The organism is Leptospira hartskeerlii, assembly GCF_002811475.1.
Classification (GTDB): domain Bacteria; phylum Spirochaetota; class Leptospiria; order Leptospirales; family Leptospiraceae; genus Leptospira_B; species Leptospira_B hartskeerlii.
In genome coordinates, this window is record NZ_NPDL01000007.1 from 122,365 (window position 1) to 140,926 (window position 18,562).

Annotated in this window: 19 protein-coding genes; 10 read left to right on the forward strand and 9 right to left on the reverse strand. The window is 40.1% G+C overall.

What is annotated here, in order from left to right:
- Window positions 1-24 precede the first annotated feature (24 nt).
- The 4 genes from CH352_RS13810 to CH352_RS13825 form a co-directional block, all read right to left on the reverse strand.
- Window positions 25-930, reverse strand: coding sequence for an ATP-binding response regulator (locus CH352_RS13810; RefSeq protein ID WP_100707711.1), 906 nt, complete (start codon window positions 928-930; stop codon window positions 25-27).
- A gap of 93 nt (window positions 931-1,023) precedes the next feature.
- Entirely contained in the window at window positions 1,024-2,400 is a 1,377-nt protein-coding gene (locus tag CH352_RS13815) for a PDZ domain-containing protein (RefSeq protein WP_100707710.1), read from the reverse strand.
- The gene (locus CH352_RS13820) at window positions 2,397-3,866 is read right to left on the reverse strand and encodes a S1C family serine protease (protein WP_100707709.1); all 1,470 of its coding nucleotides are present in this window, start codon (window positions 3,864-3,866) and stop codon (window positions 2,397-2,399) included. The genes CH352_RS13815 and CH352_RS13820 overlap by 4 nt, the downstream gene beginning before the upstream one ends.
- Window positions 3,859-4,743: an LIC11113 family protein gene (locus CH352_RS13825; protein ID WP_100707817.1), complete on the reverse strand. Its 885-nt coding sequence runs from the start codon at window positions 4,741-4,743 to the stop codon at window positions 3,859-3,861. The genes CH352_RS13820 and CH352_RS13825 overlap by 8 nt, the downstream gene beginning before the upstream one ends.
- A gap of 194 nt (window positions 4,744-4,937) precedes the next feature.
- Between CH352_RS13825 and CH352_RS13830 the strand changes: the two genes are divergently transcribed.
- The 5 genes from CH352_RS13830 (at window position 4,938) to CH352_RS13850 (ending at window position 9,188) form a co-directional block, all read left to right on the forward strand.
- On the forward strand, window positions 4,938-5,789 hold the full coding sequence (locus CH352_RS13830; RefSeq protein WP_100707708.1) for a sulfurtransferase: 852 nt from the start codon (window positions 4,938-4,940) through the stop codon (window positions 5,787-5,789).
- A gap of 62 nt (window positions 5,790-5,851) precedes the next feature.
- Window positions 5,852-6,616 carry a hypothetical protein gene (locus CH352_RS13835; RefSeq protein WP_243396401.1) on the forward strand — a complete coding sequence of 255 codons (765 nt, stop codon included), beginning with the start codon at window positions 5,852-5,854 and terminating at the stop codon, window positions 6,614-6,616.
- Between the two features lie 16 nt (window positions 6,617-6,632).
- A complete protein-coding gene (locus CH352_RS13840; protein ID WP_100707707.1) occupies window positions 6,633-7,046 on the forward strand; it encodes a thiol-disulfide oxidoreductase DCC family protein in 414 nt (137 codons plus the stop codon).
- Window positions 7,047-7,572: 526 nt separating this feature from the next.
- Complete coding sequence (locus CH352_RS13845) at window positions 7,573-8,358, forward strand: M23 family metallopeptidase (RefSeq protein ID WP_423789717.1); 786 nt, start codon at window positions 7,573-7,575, stop codon at window positions 8,356-8,358.
- Between the two features lie 2 nt (window positions 8,359-8,360).
- A complete protein-coding gene (locus tag CH352_RS13850) occupies window positions 8,361-9,188 on the forward strand; it encodes an HAD family hydrolase (protein WP_100707706.1) in 828 nt (275 codons plus the stop codon).
- Here CH352_RS13850 and CH352_RS13855 read toward each other — a convergent pair.
- The gene (locus CH352_RS13855) at window positions 9,181-10,020 is read right to left on the reverse strand and encodes a hypothetical protein (protein WP_100707705.1); all 840 of its coding nucleotides are present in this window, start codon (window positions 10,018-10,020) and stop codon (window positions 9,181-9,183) included. The two genes, CH352_RS13850 and CH352_RS13855, sit on opposite strands and share 8 nt — an antisense overlap.
- A gap of 32 nt (window positions 10,021-10,052) precedes the next feature.
- Window positions 10,053-10,760 (reverse strand): RluA family pseudouridine synthase, encoded by a 708-nt coding sequence (locus CH352_RS13860; protein ID WP_100707704.1) that lies wholly within the window; start codon window positions 10,758-10,760, stop codon window positions 10,053-10,055.
- Between the two features lie 96 nt (window positions 10,761-10,856).
- Between CH352_RS13860 and CH352_RS13865 the strand changes: the two genes are divergently transcribed.
- Both CH352_RS13865 and CH352_RS13870 read left to right on the forward strand, forming a co-directional pair.
- Window positions 10,857-11,471, forward strand: a complete 615-nt coding sequence (locus tag CH352_RS13865; protein ID WP_100707703.1) for a helix-turn-helix domain-containing protein — start codon at window positions 10,857-10,859, stop codon at window positions 11,469-11,471.
- Window positions 11,452-12,450 (forward strand): hypothetical protein, encoded by a 999-nt coding sequence (locus CH352_RS13870; RefSeq protein ID WP_423789719.1) that lies wholly within the window; start codon window positions 11,452-11,454, stop codon window positions 12,448-12,450. Before CH352_RS13865 ends, CH352_RS13870 begins: the two co-directional genes overlap by 20 nt.
- Before the next feature lie 42 nt (window positions 12,451-12,492).
- Here the strand turns inward: CH352_RS13870 and CH352_RS13875 are convergent, their stop codons facing one another.
- Window positions 12,493-13,980 (reverse strand): sodium:proton antiporter, encoded by a 1,488-nt coding sequence (locus tag CH352_RS13875; RefSeq protein ID WP_100707702.1) that lies wholly within the window; start codon window positions 13,978-13,980, stop codon window positions 12,493-12,495.
- Between the two features lie 225 nt (window positions 13,981-14,205).
- On the opposite strand from CH352_RS13875, the gene perRB reads away from it, so the two are divergent.
- A complete protein-coding gene (gene perRB, locus CH352_RS13880) occupies window positions 14,206-14,655 on the forward strand; it encodes a peroxide-responsive transcriptional repressor PerRB (RefSeq protein ID WP_100707701.1) in 450 nt (149 codons plus the stop codon).
- Between the two features lie 6 nt (window positions 14,656-14,661).
- Here the strand turns inward: perRB and lpdA are convergent, their stop codons facing one another.
- The gene (gene lpdA / locus CH352_RS13885) at window positions 14,662-16,080 is read right to left on the reverse strand and encodes a dihydrolipoyl dehydrogenase (protein ID WP_100707700.1); all 1,419 of its coding nucleotides are present in this window, start codon (window positions 16,078-16,080) and stop codon (window positions 14,662-14,664) included.
- A 57-nt stretch (window positions 16,081-16,137) separates the two neighbouring features.
- On the reverse strand, window positions 16,138-16,881 hold the full coding sequence (locus CH352_RS13890) for a class I SAM-dependent DNA methyltransferase (RefSeq protein ID WP_100707699.1): 744 nt from the start codon (window positions 16,879-16,881) through the stop codon (window positions 16,138-16,140).
- A gap of 67 nt (window positions 16,882-16,948) precedes the next feature.
- Between CH352_RS13890 and CH352_RS13895 the strand changes: the two genes are divergently transcribed.
- Together CH352_RS13895 and CH352_RS13900 are read left to right on the forward strand one after the other, a co-directional pair.
- A complete protein-coding gene (locus CH352_RS13895) occupies window positions 16,949-18,052 on the forward strand; it encodes a hypothetical protein (RefSeq protein WP_100707698.1) in 1,104 nt (367 codons plus the stop codon).
- Complete coding sequence (locus CH352_RS13900) at window positions 18,043-18,555, forward strand: chemotaxis protein CheX (protein ID WP_100707697.1); 513 nt, start codon at window positions 18,043-18,045, stop codon at window positions 18,553-18,555. Before CH352_RS13895 ends, CH352_RS13900 begins: the two co-directional genes overlap by 10 nt.
- Window positions 18,556-18,562 lie beyond the last annotated feature (7 nt).

Sequence of the window (18,562 nt, forward strand, 5' to 3'; positions counted from 1 at the left end):
CTATCTTTATGATGAATTGCCAGCCTAGACTTGTTTCGGTTTAACTTCCGTTTTTTGAAGTTTTTTTACGAATGTGACTTGGTTTCCTTTTTCATTATAAGAAAGAGAATCCACATTCATACGAACTAAGAAGATCCCTCTGCCTGAAAGCTGGCTTGCATTCGGATCCTGTACCGGATCCGGAACTCTTGCAGGATCGAAACCGTCTCCTCCATCTTCCAAGATAACGGTTACTCTTGTATCGTCGTAGTCGACTTCTACTCGGATCCATTCTTCTTTAGATTCGCAGATCTTGTCCACATAAGAGAAGTAATCATTCTCTTGGAACATCAACTCTTGTTTTTGGTGATATGTAATGTGAGCACAACCATGCTCAATCGCGTTGCCGATCAATTCATATAATGCGACCTTTAAGGAGAGCTGATCTTCGTTATGCAGATTTGGAAGATGAGCCAGAGATTTCAGGATTAAATGAACATATTGGTTCAAATTCCCAAGTCTAGGAAGTAGTGCAAACTTCTGTCTTGATTCTCGGACCTGGAACATTCGTTTGTCCACCAGATCCTTGCCCGCATAAAATAAGTTTTTAAACCTTAAGAGAGAGTAACGGATTGCCTCCATCCGGAACGGTTTTAGGAAAAAATCTACGGCTCCTAATCGGAGTGCATTGATAGAGATCTGGATGTCCTGATTTCCTGTGATGACTATAAAAGGAGTTTCTACTCCTTTTTCCCTCAATTTAGTGATGAACTCTATACCGTTCATCCTTGGAAGGCGAATATCGGTGATGATAAGATCGAAAGTCTCCGACTCCGCTAAAGTTAAACCTTGTTCCGCGGTCCCGGCCAGAACGAGTTCGTATTCGCTGCCGAAAATTTCTTGGAATAGATCTCGGATAACTTCTTCGTCATCAACGAAAAGGATTTTCATAATAAATTCCTAATTCAGAACTTCCGAATGCTTAGTGGCCTTATTCGGAAAACAAAAGAAAACCTTGGAAAGGTATTCAAGTCAAGAATTTTGTCAGCGTATATTATCTAGAGAATCGAGAGAATATAAGGATTTTATCCTTTCGTCCAAACTTTTTAACTCTGACTTATCGAAAACTGCCAATTTATTTCCTGAAAACCGGAAGATCAAAAATTCGTCCTTATTTTCTGAAATTGCCGCTTTCAAACCTTCTACAGAATCCACAACCTTATCATTCACAGATTCTAAGATCAAATCTTGGAATTCCTGATAAGCCCTGTTCTTCTCGTCTGGAAAGGCTCTGGAAAGTAATACGATACGACTTCTTTCAGGATGAAGTTTTTTAGAATAACTTTCGGCTAAGTATACTAACTTTCTATCGCTTGCGGATTTATATTTTTCTCCATATTCTTTCAAATATGTATGAGTGAGTTCGGTGAAAAGTAATCCGCCTGCGATGATATATTTAGGAGCGATCTTGTCCGAACTTTCCGGGATCAGAAAAGAATCCTCGTTATACGGTTTTAGCTGATAACGTATCTCTCTTTTTCTACCGTCACGATACAATGATAGAGTGACCCATTCGCCCGAATTGAGGTAAGATCCATTCTTACTGAGTAGGATATCATACAATACTTGCCTTTGTTTAGAAGCAACCGGAGTCCCATTCACGGAAAGAACTGCATCACCCGGAAATAGATTATGCATAGGACCGATCCCAGGAAGGACTTCGGAAACTACAGCACCAACACTACCTTTCGGAAAATAATAATCTTCTTCTGCAGGAGTTAAAGAACCTTCTGCGGAAAAACCCGGATGTGGAAATGGGGATAAGGAAGAAAATCTACTCTGGTAAAATCTACGAAGAAGATCTGCACCTGCGTTCCAAGTACCGTCAGTAAATCCGCAGACTTTTTTTCCTGAAAAAAGAAAACTTCTGGCTCCGTCCTGGTTTTCCTTTCTGGAAAGTTTAGAAAGAGGCAAAATCGATTTAGAAAATTCTAAACTTCCCCATTCAAAATTAGTGAAGAAGGAGGAGCAAACCCCTTGGGTCCTTACACCTTCTTCTAAGATCGCAATAGGAGAGACTTTTTTAGATCTTCCGTAGTTTTCAGGAAGAAGAACGATCCCAATCCCAGTGTCTAAATCTACTTTTTGGAAATACGCTTTTCTGCCTGCGGATTCCTCCGGATGGATCTCAGCAAAGAGCGGAACTTCTCCAGGTTTTAAAAGTGCAAGTGCAGTTCTTTCATCCACACGAATTGCAGGAACTTTTTTCTGATATGGAGTTCCTTTCTGGAAAGGGTTATGATGAGAATACTTTCTGAAATGGACCAGAAGCGAAAATTCTGAATCTGCTTTGGCTTCTACATTTTCTAAAAATCCTGAGAAACAAAAGATGAGAAGTAATGTGAATTTATGAAATCTCATTTTCCCTCCTTGGATTCGTCCGACTTGATATCGAATCTTTTTCTAACTCTTAAGTCTATTGTCCTAACAGTTTTAGCATCCAAAACCAAAGGAAGTCCAACACCTCTGAATTTTAAAACCAAGGTTCCATTCGAATACTTTTTCCAATAGTCCTTAAATTCGGAGATATTGGCGGGAGTTTTTCCATTAATGGATTCTAATATTTTGAAACGATAATTTAAGTATTTAGAGTTGAGAGGATCCGGGAAGATAGTAGTCAGTATCAGATCTCTTTCCGTAAATTTGAAAAGATCGTCCTGTATAAAATAACTGTAATGGTATCTGAGCGCAGTTTCTACTCGTTGGCTTTCTTTGCCGAATAATGCACGGTTTACAGGTTGGAACAAGAGTCCCGCTCCCAAAAAGCTTCTGATCTGACGATCTCTATACAATTCCAAAGAGTCCGTCTTTTTTAATTCTGCTTGGATCTTAAAGTTTTTGCCATTTCTATAAAAATACAGAGTAAGCTTTTGGCCTACAAAACCTGGCTCGATCAAATCTACGATTGTTCTTCCTGTAAATTCTAAAAGCCCACCTTCGTTATTCAGGTAAGCCTCATCTACTTTATATAAAAAATCATCCGTTTGCAAAACATCCGAAAAAGAAGAATTCGGATAAACCTTATTCACAAGCACGCCTTGTAAATTCTGAGGAACTCCCAAATACTTTTTTACAGATTCGGAATTCCCGTTTTGAAATGTAAAACCTACGAAAGGAAACCCGTCGTATTGACCGTCTTGTATGTCTTTTAGGAAATGTTGTACTACTTCAGGAGGGATCAGATAAGCGGTATTTCCTTGGATCTGGCTAACTTCGAAGATAATCCCTGCCACTTTTCCGTTTTGGATCGCAGGACCACCTGAATATCCTGGAAGAATATTAGCTCCTACGCGGATTACTTTTCTATAATCTAGGCCTGTAAAAGAATATCTCAATCTTTCCACACGATTGACTAGTCCATTCTCCAAAGTGAGATTTTCCGCACCTTCCGGATAACCGAGCATCAAAAGATTACTACCAAGAGAAGGGGATTCTTCCGTAATTTCTAAAGGTTCTACACCTGAAAAAAATTCTTCGTCTTCAACGGAGATCAAAGCTAAATCGCAGTCAAAACCTATAAATTCCACTTTTGCATTATAATATTTACTGCTATTAAAACGTTTGACTTTCAAATACTTGGATTCCGAGATCACATGAGCGTTTGTTAATATTCTATTTCCTGCAATAATGAAGCCGGAACCCACATCTCGGGAAAGATCCTGGTCCCCGAATTCCAAAGGATCGCTTGCATCAGGATAAATATCGCTCCTAACGATAACAACACCGTTCAATAACGTTTTAAGATCCGAATTCCCATTCGTTTGGGAAAAGACAGGAAAACTAAAAAGTAGGACTAGTCCCGCGCGAAGTATCCAAAATTTATTCATGAAACAACTCCGCGTCGGACCATACAATTTTATCCTTTTCTACCGATTCTAATTTCAATTTTGCCAGGTAACGTGCACCTTCTTGTAGTTCTTCCGTGGGTTGGTTATCCACTAAAACATTTCCGCTCAGATCCGCTTTAATCCTGATCCAAGAATACGGAGAATCCGGTAAACAACTAGCTTGGAAAGAATAATACAAAGACTTGTCCCAATAAAAGTCCGCATCCTTACCTAAGTAAAGAAGAGGGCAGGAAGAATCAAAAAAGATCTCCTTTCCTTTAGGAGTAGGACGGTCTATCGGATGTTTTGCGATGCTTAAGAAATATTGCAGACCAAAATTCACCGTGGAAGCTTTCTCCACTAATTTTGTTTCCGGATTGGATTTCCCACCCGGTGCAGGTTTGGAACTTGCAGCTTTTAAATTCTCCGCAGAAAATTCTAACTCCCAGTAAACGGTTTTTCCTAACTTAACAGGACCTTTCACTCTGAAGGAATCTATTCTTTCTGGAGAACGTAATCTTTCTTCTCCGGAATAAAAGAAACCGTTTAGTTTTTTTCCGGGACAATCCAGAGAAAGAACCTGTATTTCTTCCATTTCATGAGTAGATCTGAACTTACACTCACCGATATGAACGGTTCCATGTTGCTTGAACCATTCTTTTAAAGGCCTTGCGTCTTTTTCTTTGGAATATTTTCTCCATCCTTCCTGAAATTCTTTCTCAGCAAAGTCTCCAATCCTGGAATTTGCCTTTTGGAGTTGGGGTTCTTCTGCAAAACTTCCCGAATCAGGAATAAAAACGGAAAAAAACAGTAAAACTCCTAGGCTTACAAAAGAAAGAAGGAGTCTTTTCGTTCTTAAATGGAAAATATTCTGCATCGGGGAAAACATTCTTAATTATTATCGGTTCGGGAAAAAGCGGATTTTACAGATCTGAAAATAGAAGAGGAATTTCCGTAGAATTCTTGCGATTATGTCTCGAATTTTCAAGAATACCAAAAAAAAGTTAAACTCTGAAACGGGACTCTGGAATATGGTTAAAACTAAGAGTAAAAAATATAACGGTATTCATCTTGTCTCACTGGAGTTTTCTTAAAACCGACCTGAACGAAAAGCAGGACTTATTCATCGATTGTCGCTCCCAAGCGCAATATCAGGAATCCACCTTAAAGGGTGCGTATTATTTTCCATTCGTCAAAAAGGCTTTTGCTTCCGATCCGGACTCTTCCAAAAAATTATTGGGTCCGATCGAAGAGATACTTGCTCTCGCTAAAAAAGAGGAGAAGTCTAGGATCTTGGTTTTCGACGAAGGAATGGGTATGTTCGCATCCAGACTTGTATTCCTTTTAAGAGCCGCAGGTTTTCAAAATGCGTTTTTGATCGGACAACGCTGGCCTGTCGACGGAACCAAAGAAAAAGGTTCTAAAGAATTAGATTGTGGCCCTGCTTCCAAAATACGCAAGCTCGAAGGAGTAATAGATAAAGCTTTCTTAGAAAAGAACTTAACTAGACTCCAAATTTTCGATACTCGCACACCTGAAGAATACGACGGAAAACTTCCTCGTTTGACTGCTCCTGAACCGGGAAGTCTATGCGGTAGATTGCCAGGCGCTTTTCTTTGGGATTGGAGAATGTTGTATGACGCGAACGGTGAACTCGTGGATAAAACCTTCTTCAATAAAAAGTTAAGAGGTTTTCCTTTCATGCCGGAAAGGACCACCGTTATCTACGATTATAACGGAGCAAGATCATCTCTGCTTGCAATGATGCTCAAAGAAGTAGGATACAACGACGTGAACGTATATGTTGGCTCTTGGTTTGAATGGAGAAAATCCAATCTACCTAAACAAGCAGCAAATATATACGGACAGACTGGAGCAGGAGCTTCTGCGCCAAGAGTCGGTGGTGTAGACAGAAAAAGTTAAAAAAAGAAAGACTTCTTAAGCTTCTTAAAAGAACCTCTCGTTAGTTTCTAAGAGGAATAACGATGAGGTTCTTTTTTATTATAAGCATATTATTTGCATTTTTATCGGATTGCGGATCTATATTTGAAAAAATCTCTCCGTTTTCCATTCCTCCTCAAGAATTCGATCTTGGTAACGGAGTCAAAGCGGTATTCTTACCGACTGAACTGTCGTTCATTACTTCTAAAGGTAGAATATTGGAATTTTCCGTCCAGGAACCATTTCTCTCTTCTGCAAAAGGAGAACAGATCGTAAATTATAGAAAGGCAACCTTCAAGATCAAAGATAAGATCATATTAGAATGTGGATCTCAATCAATTGAAAGTCTTGGATTTGAATCCGGTGCATTAGTCGTCCAAGGAAAACTTATCGGAAAAAATTGTGAAACGGAATATTCTATCAGATTTGTATCTTCTTCCAATTCTGGACTCGATTGGAAGGTAGAAATTTCTAACCCAGAATTAAATCGTACATTTATAAAATTCAAATCGGACGGATCAGAAAGTATTTATGGATTAGGAGAACAATTCTCCCATCTTAATCTAAAAGGAAAAAAATCTTTCTTGTTCTCTGAAGAGCAAGGAGTGGGAAGGGGAGACCAGCCGATTTTTTTTACTTCTCGAAACAGAGCGTTCTTTTTTGAAAACAGCTCCTATTCTGTTTTTGATTTTGAAGAAGATTCCGAAATCGTGGTGGAATTTAGAGAAAGAGGATTTAGCGTTAAATCCTGGAAAGCTGCAAGTCCTAAAGAAATCCTAAAATTATACACCTCTAAGCTGTCTAAATAAAAGGAAGAAGGTCCACTTGTCGGAATTTACAGAATCGATCGTACTATTTGATGGAGTTTGCAATTTATGCAACGGTGCTGTAAATGTACTTTTGGATCTGGACAAATACAAAAGATTAAAATTTGCGAGTCTTCAATCTGAATATGCAAAGAACCTGATCCAATCTAAATCCTTGGAAGAAAAGATCCGGAGGATAGACAGTATCCTTTTCTGGGATGGGAAGGAAATTCATATCAAATCAAATGCAATCATTGAGATCTGCGGCAAGGTGGGCGGCTTCTGGAAGATCTTAAAACTTGGTTATATCATTCCTAAATCTCTTCGCAATATTGTATATGATCTGATTGCAAAAAATAGATATAGACTCTTTGGAAAAAGAGAATCCTGCAGGATGCCAACTCCTGAATTGAAGGAAAGGATCCTAGGCTAAGAATTTTCGCACCGAGCTCACGGAGGACACAGAGATTTTTCTGGTCAAATCGCATTTAGGAGTTCCTACATCCTCCATGTTCTCTATGGTCTCTGTGCGAAACCTCTCTTCTCTCATTTTCTCCCCAAAACCCGCACAAAACATGGCCGTTAAGTGCCTCAGTTTATGTCTATTCCTTCCTTGTTTGCAAATCCAACCATGACGAAACTTTCCCCAAATTTCTGAAAACTTTTCAGTAAGTTTGTATTTTTTCGGGACTCTATATGTGACACCTCGTAAAAATAACTGAAATCTATCAAAATATGCTAAAAATTAATAGAATAAAGATAAAAATAATTAATTTCATTAGGATTCGGTCGAATTCGTTTGATATCGTTAATTCCTCTGGATTTGGGTGGAGAAAAATCCTTGTCCCGAGATTATGGACCAGGAGGATAGGTTGAACTTTCGGAAATTTACCGCCGATCTTAAAAGCAATACCCGTTTTTTAAGAGAATTTTTGGCGGCGCAAAAAGGAAAGAATCAAATGAAAAGAAAAACTATCCTTTCGCTAGTAGGCGCATCTGCACTCATATTCCTTTCCTGGAAATCTTTCGCAAATACATATTTGGAAGAAGTCAAGGTAGATAACCAATTCATCCAAACCTATCAATCAAGAGAAGGTATCTGGATTGTTCCCGGAAAAGTAAAAGAATCCTTAGAGGATCTATATCATAAATTCGGCACCTCAGAAAGAGAAGTCCGCCTTTTAAATGGGATCCATGACAGTGGAAAGATCCAAAACTCAGAGCCGGTATTCTTCCCTTATAACGCAAATTATACTCGCAATCTTCTGTTAGAGGATAAAGGAAGAGAGATCTTCACCTCTGATGCCAGAGAATTGGTCTGGCCTTTAAGCTTCAAATATTCCAGAGTTACTTCCAGATTAGGAAGACGTTGGAACGCATTGCATGCAGGTGTGGACATCGCTTGTCCGAACGGTTCTGTTGTAATCGCTGCGGCTGATGGAGTTGTGACTGATTCCAAAAGAGACGGTGGATATGGACTAAGAGTTGTTCTTTCTCATCCTCAGATCAATGGGATCCAAACATTATACGCTCATAATTCTCTTCTTTTCGTAAAGCAAGGGGATAAAGTTAAAAAAGGACAGGTGCTTGCGCTTTCCGGGAACACGGGACATACGACTGGACCTCACGTTCATTTCGAAGTTCGTTATCAAAACGTAGTGTTAAACCCTGAACATTATCTTCCTCCTTTCTTAGCGGATAAAGAATCCCAAGTTGCAATCGCAAAAGAAACCATCCAACAATAATAGTGTTTTCTAATTCCGACTGGTCTTCCGAAATCTTTTCCTATTTAGAAGAGAACCTGACCGGTCGGAAATTCCAAACAGCTCTATTCGATTTTGATAATACTCTTGTCCGAGGCGATTTCGGAGAAGAAGTCATGTGTGAACTTTTGAAAGCTGGGGTTCCTTGGATCCAATCACTTTCTCCTTTTTTCTCGGAAGTTACGATCTTCGAAAAAATGGAAACTTTGCGTAAGACAAACACCCGGTCCTTTATGGAAGAAGTCTGGAAATATTATGAATCCAAGATAGAGAAAGAAGGTCTGGAAGCAGGGTATAGATGGTCCACCTGGATCTTTTCCGGTAGATCTACGCAAGAATTACAAAATACTGCAAAGTTTGTTTGGGAGAAGAATCAGCAGGATACAAGTCCGAGCGCAGTCCAAGCATTTCATCCTATGTCGGAACTCGTGAAAGAATTGCAGAAGGCGGGGACTAAAATTTGGATCCTGACTGCTTCTCCTGGACCGGTGATCCAAGTGGTTTCAGATCAATGGGGGATTCCAAAAGAGAACGTGCTTGGTATGAGGCTCATTGAAAGGAATGGGATCTTAAGCCACGAGCTGATAGAACCTTTCACATATGGGATTGGAAAGGTAGAATTTCTCAACATTGCTAACGAAAACCAAGGATATGATATTGCATTCGGAGATTCCGAGAATGATTTTCCTATGCTTTCTCATGTAAGATCCAAAGGAATATTTTTGGATCGAGGCAAGAAGAAGGTCCCACCCAATGGAACTCTTATCCAAAGTGTGGCAAACTGGAAAACTGTTCCTAAACCAATTACCTAACTTTCAAATATTCAGGCATATCCGGAAGTTTATCTTCCGTCCAGATCCAATCTCCGATCAAGGAAACAATGGGAGCCTTTTCTCCATCTAGAATTTTTAATAAACCGATCTTTAAATCGTTTTGTTCGGTAGCTCTATATGGAATATTCGGAAATTGTTTTTCAAAAATCCTTTTTTCAGATGAGCGAACATAGTCCCAGAAGAATTCAGAAAACTTTTTGCCGGATTCTTTATGCTCTTTCATTAGATTTTGTAATTCCGGATAAGGAGAAGTCCTGCCGATTTTTTGCAAAAGTATTCCGATCCCTCTTGCACTTGTGCTTATAAAGCTTCCTGCACGGATCATTTTTCTGGAATCCGGTTTTTCGAGTGCCCATTCTTCCATTTTCTTTTTGATGAACGCTAAGGCTCCATAGGAAGTGAGTAAATGTGGAAGATAGTAAAAAGCGGAGTATCCTATTGTTAAACGTGGTTTAAGTTTTGTCTCCAGTTCTACCATCGGGTCCAAACAAAATTTAGCCGTGTTTATGATATCAGCATCAGGAGTTTCTGAAACTGGATAACCTAGATTCCCTCTCGCAGGAGTGTAGATAAAAAGTTCTATTTTTAAGTTTTGGATTTCTTTTAGGACTTTTTGAACCGCTATATCAGGTTCTTCTAATTGTATATGATGAATGGTTTTGTCTGCTCCGTTGATCTGAGAATCAGCGGAAGTAGTGGAGATAATATTCCATTTCACACCGGATTTTTTGGAATGTTCCCGAAGACCTTCTATTGCGCTTTGGCCTGCCGCTCCTGATCCGCCTATGATCAATGCAATTGATTCGCTCATTTTAGCCTCCTGGAAAGAGAGGACCAGCTTACTCATTCCGGGAATCGTATGCCAGAAAAAAAGCGTAGATAAGGTTGAAAATCCGCAGGAAGCTCCGATACAATTTTCACTTCTTCTTCAAATTCGTTTTTGAATTTTAGAAGATAAGAATGTAATAAAAATCGTTTTGGTTTAGGAACTAAACTTTTAGCAGAAGATTCACCGTAAGTCTCATCTCCCAAGATAGGAGTTCCTATTGAAGAAAGATGAAATCGGATCTGGTGCCTTCTTCCCGTAACTAATTTTGCGGCAAGCAAAGAGAGATTCTTCTCCCTTGAAATGGAAAGAACAGTAAAATCAGTGATCGCTTTTTTACCACCTGAACGAACGGAACTTACCTTTCCTTTTCCATCTTTTAAAAAACATTCTACTCTGAATTCTTTCTCCGTTGGAATTCCAACACAAACGGCCAGATAGGTTTTTTCCGAATCAGCTAAGATTAGATCCGCTTCTTTGTTTTTGGATGGGTTCTTACAGAATAGAAGTATGCCGCTTGTATCTCGATCCAGTCTATGGAGAAGTCTTAATTCCGGCTCCTTCTCCTGTTGTCGAACAAGATCTTCCAGGTTGGGACGGTTTGGATCGAATGTGGCATGAACAGGGATGCCAGCAGGTTTTTCTACAGCGAGTAGGAACCCCTTCTCATACCATTTGCGAATAGGATGGGTCAGAGACTGGAATTTAGGCTTATATTCCTTCATTTGTTTTCCTGTCGTATCTTCTCTAATTTGAACATCTGCTTTTGAAAGGATTGAAATTGGATTGACACATCTTCCGTTATATTGGACGAATTAGGAATGAAACAGGCAGACGCCGAAGAACTGGATGGGAAGGAACTCATCTCCAGCGAACATATAACAGAAGTCGTTAAAGAAAACCTAAAATTAATTCGCCATACTAAAGGACTCTCATTAGACAAATTGGCATCTCGTTGTGGAGTGAGCCGAGCCATGCTTTCTCAAATAGAGCAAGGTAAAAGTGTTCCTACAATCGCAGTATTATGGAAGATCGCAACCGGGCTTAATGTTCCTTTCAGCGAACTTCTGAAGGAAAAAGGAACAGAAGGCGTTTTTCTCTTAAAAGCAGAGAATACAAAAGTCTTATATTCCAGTTCAAAGGTATATTCTAGTCGTGCCTTGTTTCCGTTTATCGGAGGCAGAAGGGTAGAATTTTACGAACTGATCCTGAAACCCGGCGGCATCGAAGTTGCAGAAGCTCACAAGGCTGGAACAACTGAGAACCTTGTTGTGGTCCAAGGAAAATTGCGCCTCCGTGTGGGGGACAAGGTGGTAGAACTGGATGCAAAGGATTCCGTATATTTTAGAGCGGACGTTCCCCACGAATATATCAATCCAACGGATACCGAAACTCTTATGTATCTGGTCATGGAATATACGGACGAAGCTAACTAAACTTTTAGTTCTAAGTTTATTTCTCACTCCGGGCCTTTTGTTTTCAGAAGCGCCCGATCCTTCCACAGGTTATTTCGGTATCGACAGATACGAAGAGCAAATCTCTTGTCATGAAGAGGATTGTATCCGCTATACTTTGGATGAATTGAATTCCAAAGGTGGAAAATCTGAAGTTCGAAAACTTTTGGAAGAAAATGTAGGAAAGGTACTCGTAGATCTTTCCGGAAAAAATCTCAAACTTGCAGACGATGAACTGGACGATCTCAGGGATTTTCTATTAGAAATTTCTAAAAGAGATGGAAGGGTCGCAGTCGAAAAACTTCATATTGCTATCCGAGGACTCGAGATCGCAGATCCTCCTGTTTTAAAGGATGTAGGTCTGATCGGTTGGGGTTTAATCCGTAGAATTTATAGAAGTGTATATTTTAAGAGGACCGGAGATTATAACGCAAAAGTCCTATATCATCCAGGAAGCGGAAAGATCAATCTGATCTTCTTCGTTCATAAAAGATACGGTGATATATGTGAGACCGTATTTTCTTCCTGCAACGAAATAGAATATTTGGACGAAGACACATTCGATCTTCAACTATCCACAGCACTCAGAGAATCCAAGGAAAAGGGGCTTCCAGTCAGAGTGAATTTCAAACAGGTCCAGGCTTCTTTTCCGGAAACAAAACTGGAATGGGAGAATGTAAAAAGTATAGGAAGATCTGCTAGAATGTACAAATGGCTCGCACTTCCCAAGGAAACCGAAATGAAACCTTTGAGCAGATCTAGGTTCCTTCCTTTACAGGCAGCTTTGACTGTGATCGATTATTCCGTTTCCGTATTCGATTATGTGAATCAGATCATAATGTACAAACCTGCAAGAAGCACAAAGGCAGAAGTTATGTACACTCAAAGATTAGCTGAAGATGGGACGCTCGGGACTAAAACAATCCATTCAGTCGTATTTATTCCGGTTAAAGAAGAGTAAAATTTCTCCGCTTCTTAATCGAAGCGGAGAAGAAGGAAATCCTTAGATAAAGAAGATCCAGGTTAAAAGTATAAAAGTAGGGACCAAAAGTAGGAAGGAATACACTACATATCCTCCGAAACTTGGCATTTTGATCTTATTCTCTTCTGCTACTGATTTTACCATGAAGTTCGGAGCGTTACCTATATAGGTCAATGCTCCCATAAATACGGCACCTACTGAGATCGCCTTAAGTAACTCTTCGCCTATAGGATCTGCCAGGATTTGAGTTACATTAGAGAATCCTAATAATCCTTTTGCTAAAGATAAGAAAGTCAAATAAGTTGGAGCATTGTCCAGAACTCCAGAGAATCCACCTGTTACCCAGAAGAATTGCCATCTTTCGGTAATTCCCAATTCTTTACCATGATGTTCCAGAAGTAGTAATGCAGGGATCATGGTTAAGAAGATACCGATGAATAGGTAAGCCACTTCTTGGATAGGACCCAAGGTGAACTTATTTTTTTCTCTTAGTTTAGGATCTGAAGTCACCTTGGAAAGAGCTATCAAACCAACTAGAACCGCTTCTCTGATGAATCCTAAAAACGGATATTTTCCGATGGCAGGAATATAGTTTTGGTTTAAGAACGCTACGGAAAGGATCACTCCTAAAAGCCAGAGTAGGTTTACCTGACCCTCCAAACCTAGAGGTTGTCTATGAGAATGATCGTAACGGATGTCCTTTTTGGTTTCTTTTCCGTGCATGACCGTGTCCCAGATAAAATAGACCACGAGTAAAATTCCGGATGCGATGATCATCTGAGGGAATAGTTTAAATGTCCAAACGAATGGAACTCCTTGCAGATACCCTAAGAATAAAGGAGGATCACCTAGTGGAGTCAAGGAACCGCCGATATTCGAAACCAAAAAAATGAAGAAGATCACAGTGTGGACCACATGTTTTCTTTCCGAGTTGGTTTTGAGTAGAGGTCGGATGAGAAGCATAGAAGCTCCAGTCGTTCCGATAAAAGAAGCCAGGAAGGTTCCTACGATCAAGAAGATCGTGTTATTTACAGGAGTAGCTTCTATATCTCCCTTTAAAACGATCCCGCCTGAAATATAAAAGAGTGCAGCGAGTAGAATGATAAACGGAATATAATCGAATACCATAGTGTGGAAAATTTTTCCACCCCAGCTATGTGCCATTAAGATCCCGAAAGAAACTCCTCCAAGTGCTAAGGAAAGAAGAAGTTTGTTATTATTGTTTTCCCACCAATGCTCAGTTGTATGAGAGATCAGCGGAAGAAGTGCAATACTTAGTAGGATTAGAACGAAAGGAATGACCGACCAAAGAGGAAGATCATCTCCCGCCTCACCGTGAGCCGATGCAGTCTCTTGGTGCTGGCTTCCAGTCCCATTTTCCCCATGACCAGGATCCGTTTCGGATTGAGCCAGTGTGTTTGTTTGAGGGGATGCCCCTGTTTCCGCCCAAAGGGAAACGTTCAGGACCAGGGAGAGAAAGAGTAGGGTAGTAAAAAATTTGTTTCTCATCATTCTCTGCTTTTCGAAGATTTTTCGTCAGGTTATAGAGATTCCAGTATTGTTTCAAAGGAAAATCCATGATTTCTCGGGTTTTTTTGGTCTCCTTTTTTGGATTGCATAAATCCTTCCTTTTTTGCAAGATCCTAATAGGAATTCATATCTTCTAGACTTTTTGCTTTATATTCGGGCCTTTCGGACCGTCAGATATATAGGCCTTAGAGAGAACCGACAACCATGACTGTTTTAGGTAAACAAAAACAATACTGCCTGACTCCGGATGAAATAGAGAGTAGATTAAAATCGGTTTCGATACAACCGACCATGCAAAGGATTTCTATTTGCCAATACGTACTTTGTGAAGCGGATCATCCGACTGCAGAAGAAGTAAAAGAATGGGTAGATAAACGTTCTTTAAAGATGAGCTTAGCAACCGTCTACAATACTTTAAACGTTTTAGTATCCGCCGGTTTATTAAGAGAATTTAAATTTTCCTGTTTGGGTAAGTCAGTATTTGACAGTAATATTGACGACCATTTCCATTTCTTTGATGAGAAATCAGGTAAATTTCATGATCTGGACGCGGAACTTTTAACAATCGATTCCAAACTGCCTAAAGAGTTTAAAGTGAATAAGATGGATATCTTATTCACGGGATCCTTGGAAGAATCAAACGTTTCCGCCTAAATCCCGTTAGATATTAATCGCCTCACCCAAAGCCTGTCCTGCCGCTTCCATTACGGATTCTGAAAGTGTAGGATGGGCGTGTATCCTTCCAGCAATTTCTTTCAAAGTTAGTTCGGATCCCATTCCTAAATTGATCTCTCCTAAAATTTCGGTAACATTCGGCCCGATTAGATGAGCTCCTAATACTTCTCCTGTTTTGCGGTCTGCTACTAGTTTTACCATTCCTTCCACTTCGCCTAGAGCTTGTGCTCTGCCGTTCGCTCTGAATGGGAATTTTCCTACTACAACATCTATACCTGATTTTTTGGCTTCTTCTTCTTTTAAGCCGACAGAGGCGACTTCCGGATGACAGTATGTGCATGCTGGAATTTTAAGATAATCTAATGGTTCGTAAACTAGTCCGTGAGGATTTTTGTTTTGGATGGAGATTGCTTCCGCTGCTTTTACTCCTTCTGTCGAAGCTACGTGTGCGAGTAATGGCGCTCCTATACAATCTCCGATCGCGTAGATATTCGGGACCTTGGTTTTATATTTAGTATCTACCTTGATAAATCCTTTTTGGAGAAATACTCCTATTTCTTCCAGATGTATTCCTTCCGTATTTGGAGTGACTCCTATTGCTACTAAGACCTTATCGAATTTTTTTCTTTCTCCTTCTTGTGCTATACCTTCTCCTTTTAGAAGAATAGAAACTCCATCCGATTCCAGTTTTGGTTCTGAAACCCCTACACTTGTTAGGATTTGGATGCCTCTTTTTACAAAGGAACGATTGAGAAGGTTTGATATTTCAGGATCTTCTAATGGAAGGATCTTATCCTGCATCTCTACGATCGTAACTTGGGTTCCCATGCTGGAATAGAAGTCGGCAAATTCTATTCCTATGGCTCCCGCACCAATAACTGCCAGAGTTTTAGGAGGGGAGTCCTGGATCATTGCATGTTTACTGGATAAAACCTTCTCTCCATCGAACGGAAGTCCTGGAAATTCTTTGGGTCTGGCACCGGTTGCTATGATAAAATATTCGGATTGGATCTCTTCCTTAGAAGTGTCCGGAAGCCAGATCGTATTTTTGTCTTTAAAAACTGCGTTTCCTTTCTTTACGGAAATCTTATTCTTCTTCATCAAGAACTCGACTCCGTTAGACATTGTGTCAGCGACACCTCTGGAACGTTTGATAATGTTTGGAAAATCCGGAGAGGCTTTTTCTACTTTCAGGCCGAAAGATTCGGATTTGCGAATGGACTCTAATAGATGTGCGGACTCTAAAAGTGCTTTTGTGGGAATACATCCCCAGTTCAAACATACCCCGCCTAGTTTTTCTTTTTCCACTAGACAAACGTTCAATCCGAGTTGGGCTGCTCGAATGGCGGCCACATATCCTCCAGGGCCTCCGCCGATCACAGTAAGGTCGTAGTTTTCCGCCATCTCATTCCTCCGGATGGCAATTTTGGATTTTTATTCCGACTCTGGGAAGAAGATTTTCTAGTTACTTTTTTTCTTCAGAACTAAGATCATTCTACTCGCATTACTTTTGAATTTTAATTCGCTGTAATTGGAGTAGACATGTAGGATTTCCATCCTGTGTTTTGCGAGCATTCTCTGGAGTTCTACCAGGAAGTAGGCTCTCATCAAGTGTTTGTCTTTGATCTCTTTTGCGTTCAGATTATAGATATAATTTACTTCGACTACTGTGGATTGGTCCGCTCTGACTAGACGAAATCCTCTGTTTCTCTGGATGGTTGTGTTTTTGGCTTTGATCTGGGCGACCGGGCCGATCGCTTTTCTTTTGATCTTACGAAGTGGTTCCGCATTCCAAACTTCTAAAACGGCTATACCTGCCGGCTTTAAGTTCATCTCCAGATTTTTGAGAGCTGCTTCTACTTCTTCATTAGATAATAAATAATTAAAGGAACCGAATAAGCTGATGATCGCGTCCCATTTTTCCTGGGACTTATAGGATTGCATTGCTCCCACTTCGAATTTACAATGGGAATATCTTTTTTTGGCGACCTCTATCATTTTGATGGAGGAATCTATTCCTCTGGATTTGTATCCAAGGCTTTGGAAATGGGTGACATGCTCTCCTGTGCCACAACCCAGATCCAAAATATTTCGGACCCTGTGTTTTCGGAAAAGCCTGTCTATAAATTGGGTTTCCATCTCGAATTTTCGAGCGTTCTTTTCAATATCGAAGTAATATTCTGCCAGTTCCGAGTAGAGTTTCATAGAAAAATCGTTTGAGCCGGACCGGGGAAAACCCGTTACATATAATAACGGAACTGAAGTTTACAAAATGCAATTTTTCCTCGAATTTTTTCCAATTTCAGAAGTTTTTCCAATCGCTTCCACTTCTCTTTCCACCTGGATCGACGGGGAAGTTTTGGCCTTGGGTGGGATCTCATTCTGCCTACTTTCCCTTTTTGGATACGTAATACATACTACAATGGATAGAAGAGAGGAGAAAGGAACTGAGGATATTGTTCCATTCTTCCAAGCAGTTTCAAAAGAAGAAGTTTCCGAGGTCTCATCAAAAGCACCGGTTACCATTGAGAATGGTATAGAGGAAGGTGTTCCTACCATCTCCCAAGAACAGCCCTTAACCATTTTTAAAGAAGAAGTTCCCAAGGAGACAATTCCCTTCCAGTCCTTCTACTTCCCAGTTCGCGGAAAAACCTACGAGGCAGTGAAATCATTCTTAGATTCCATCCGAGCAGGTGAAGAATATTGGGAAGTTTTACTCCACGATTCAAATGGAGATCTACAAACTGTAGCAAGTAAGACAGGAAGTATTTCCGTATTTCCTTCCGAAAGAAAGAGGGCCTCCGAACCAAAGGAAGGAGCAATCGTTTGGAAATTGGAATGGGATTCCTTTTCCCTGGGAGAAGTCAGACAAACTTCTTCTACGATTTCCGAATTTTCCCTTGATGAAATTTCTTTTAGATTGGATAAACTTGTAGAAGGACTGGTTCTTGCCGGAGAATCCCAGGACGGAGAGACTGGCTGGAGTTCCTACCCAGTATTTTCCCAACATTTAGAAAGGGAGAAATACGAGGGACAAGATACCAAAATTCTGGTTTTTTTGGAATTCGAGTCCGACGGAGATTTAGTTTCTGATTTTAGAAGTTTAGGTAATTGGTGGAAATCTAGATTTGGAGAAAATTCTCCCATCTATCGTGTCAGAAAAAACCGTTTAGCCACATTCTTCAATGCGGAAGATTGGATCGGATTCCAAAACTCACTCTCAGGGCTTATGGAATTTTTAGGCCCAGAAAAAACCAGGCTGAATATTGGCGCCTCGGTTCGAGTCAGAAAAGAAGACTCAGAATGGGAACCAAGAGCTAAAAAAGCATTACATTCTTCTAAAGAAGAGGGGCCGAACCGTTTAGTATGTCTTTGAACATAGATCCTTTATTGGATGAAAAATTCATACTTACAATTTCCCAGATCTTCCCAGAGTTTTTGGAAAAAAACCTGGGAGTCCAAGCTGTACGTGAAGCATTTGGTCCTTCTAAAAACGAAGGTTTATGTTATGAGAATTGTACCGCTGTGGAATTCCAAGGAGAAGCAAAAGGCAGGCTTTTTCTAGCAATGGACGGTTATACCAAACTGAAACTTTTGCCTAAGATCGCGAGATCCTTTCATATAGATCCCACGATCCGAAGTCATGCCGCTTCCATCATGCTGGAATTTGCCAACCAGATCTGTGCAGAACTTATCTCTGAAATGAAATTGGGAAGATTCCAAATAGATATTCTTCCTCCTGAAAATCTGAACAATAAATTGGTCCCTATCGATCTGGATAATTTAAGACAGTATATTCTGATCTATTTTTTGAAAGACGAAGATGCCAAAGAATATCTGGGCAGGATCTATCTCATTCTTCTGATGCAAAAATATTAATATAGAT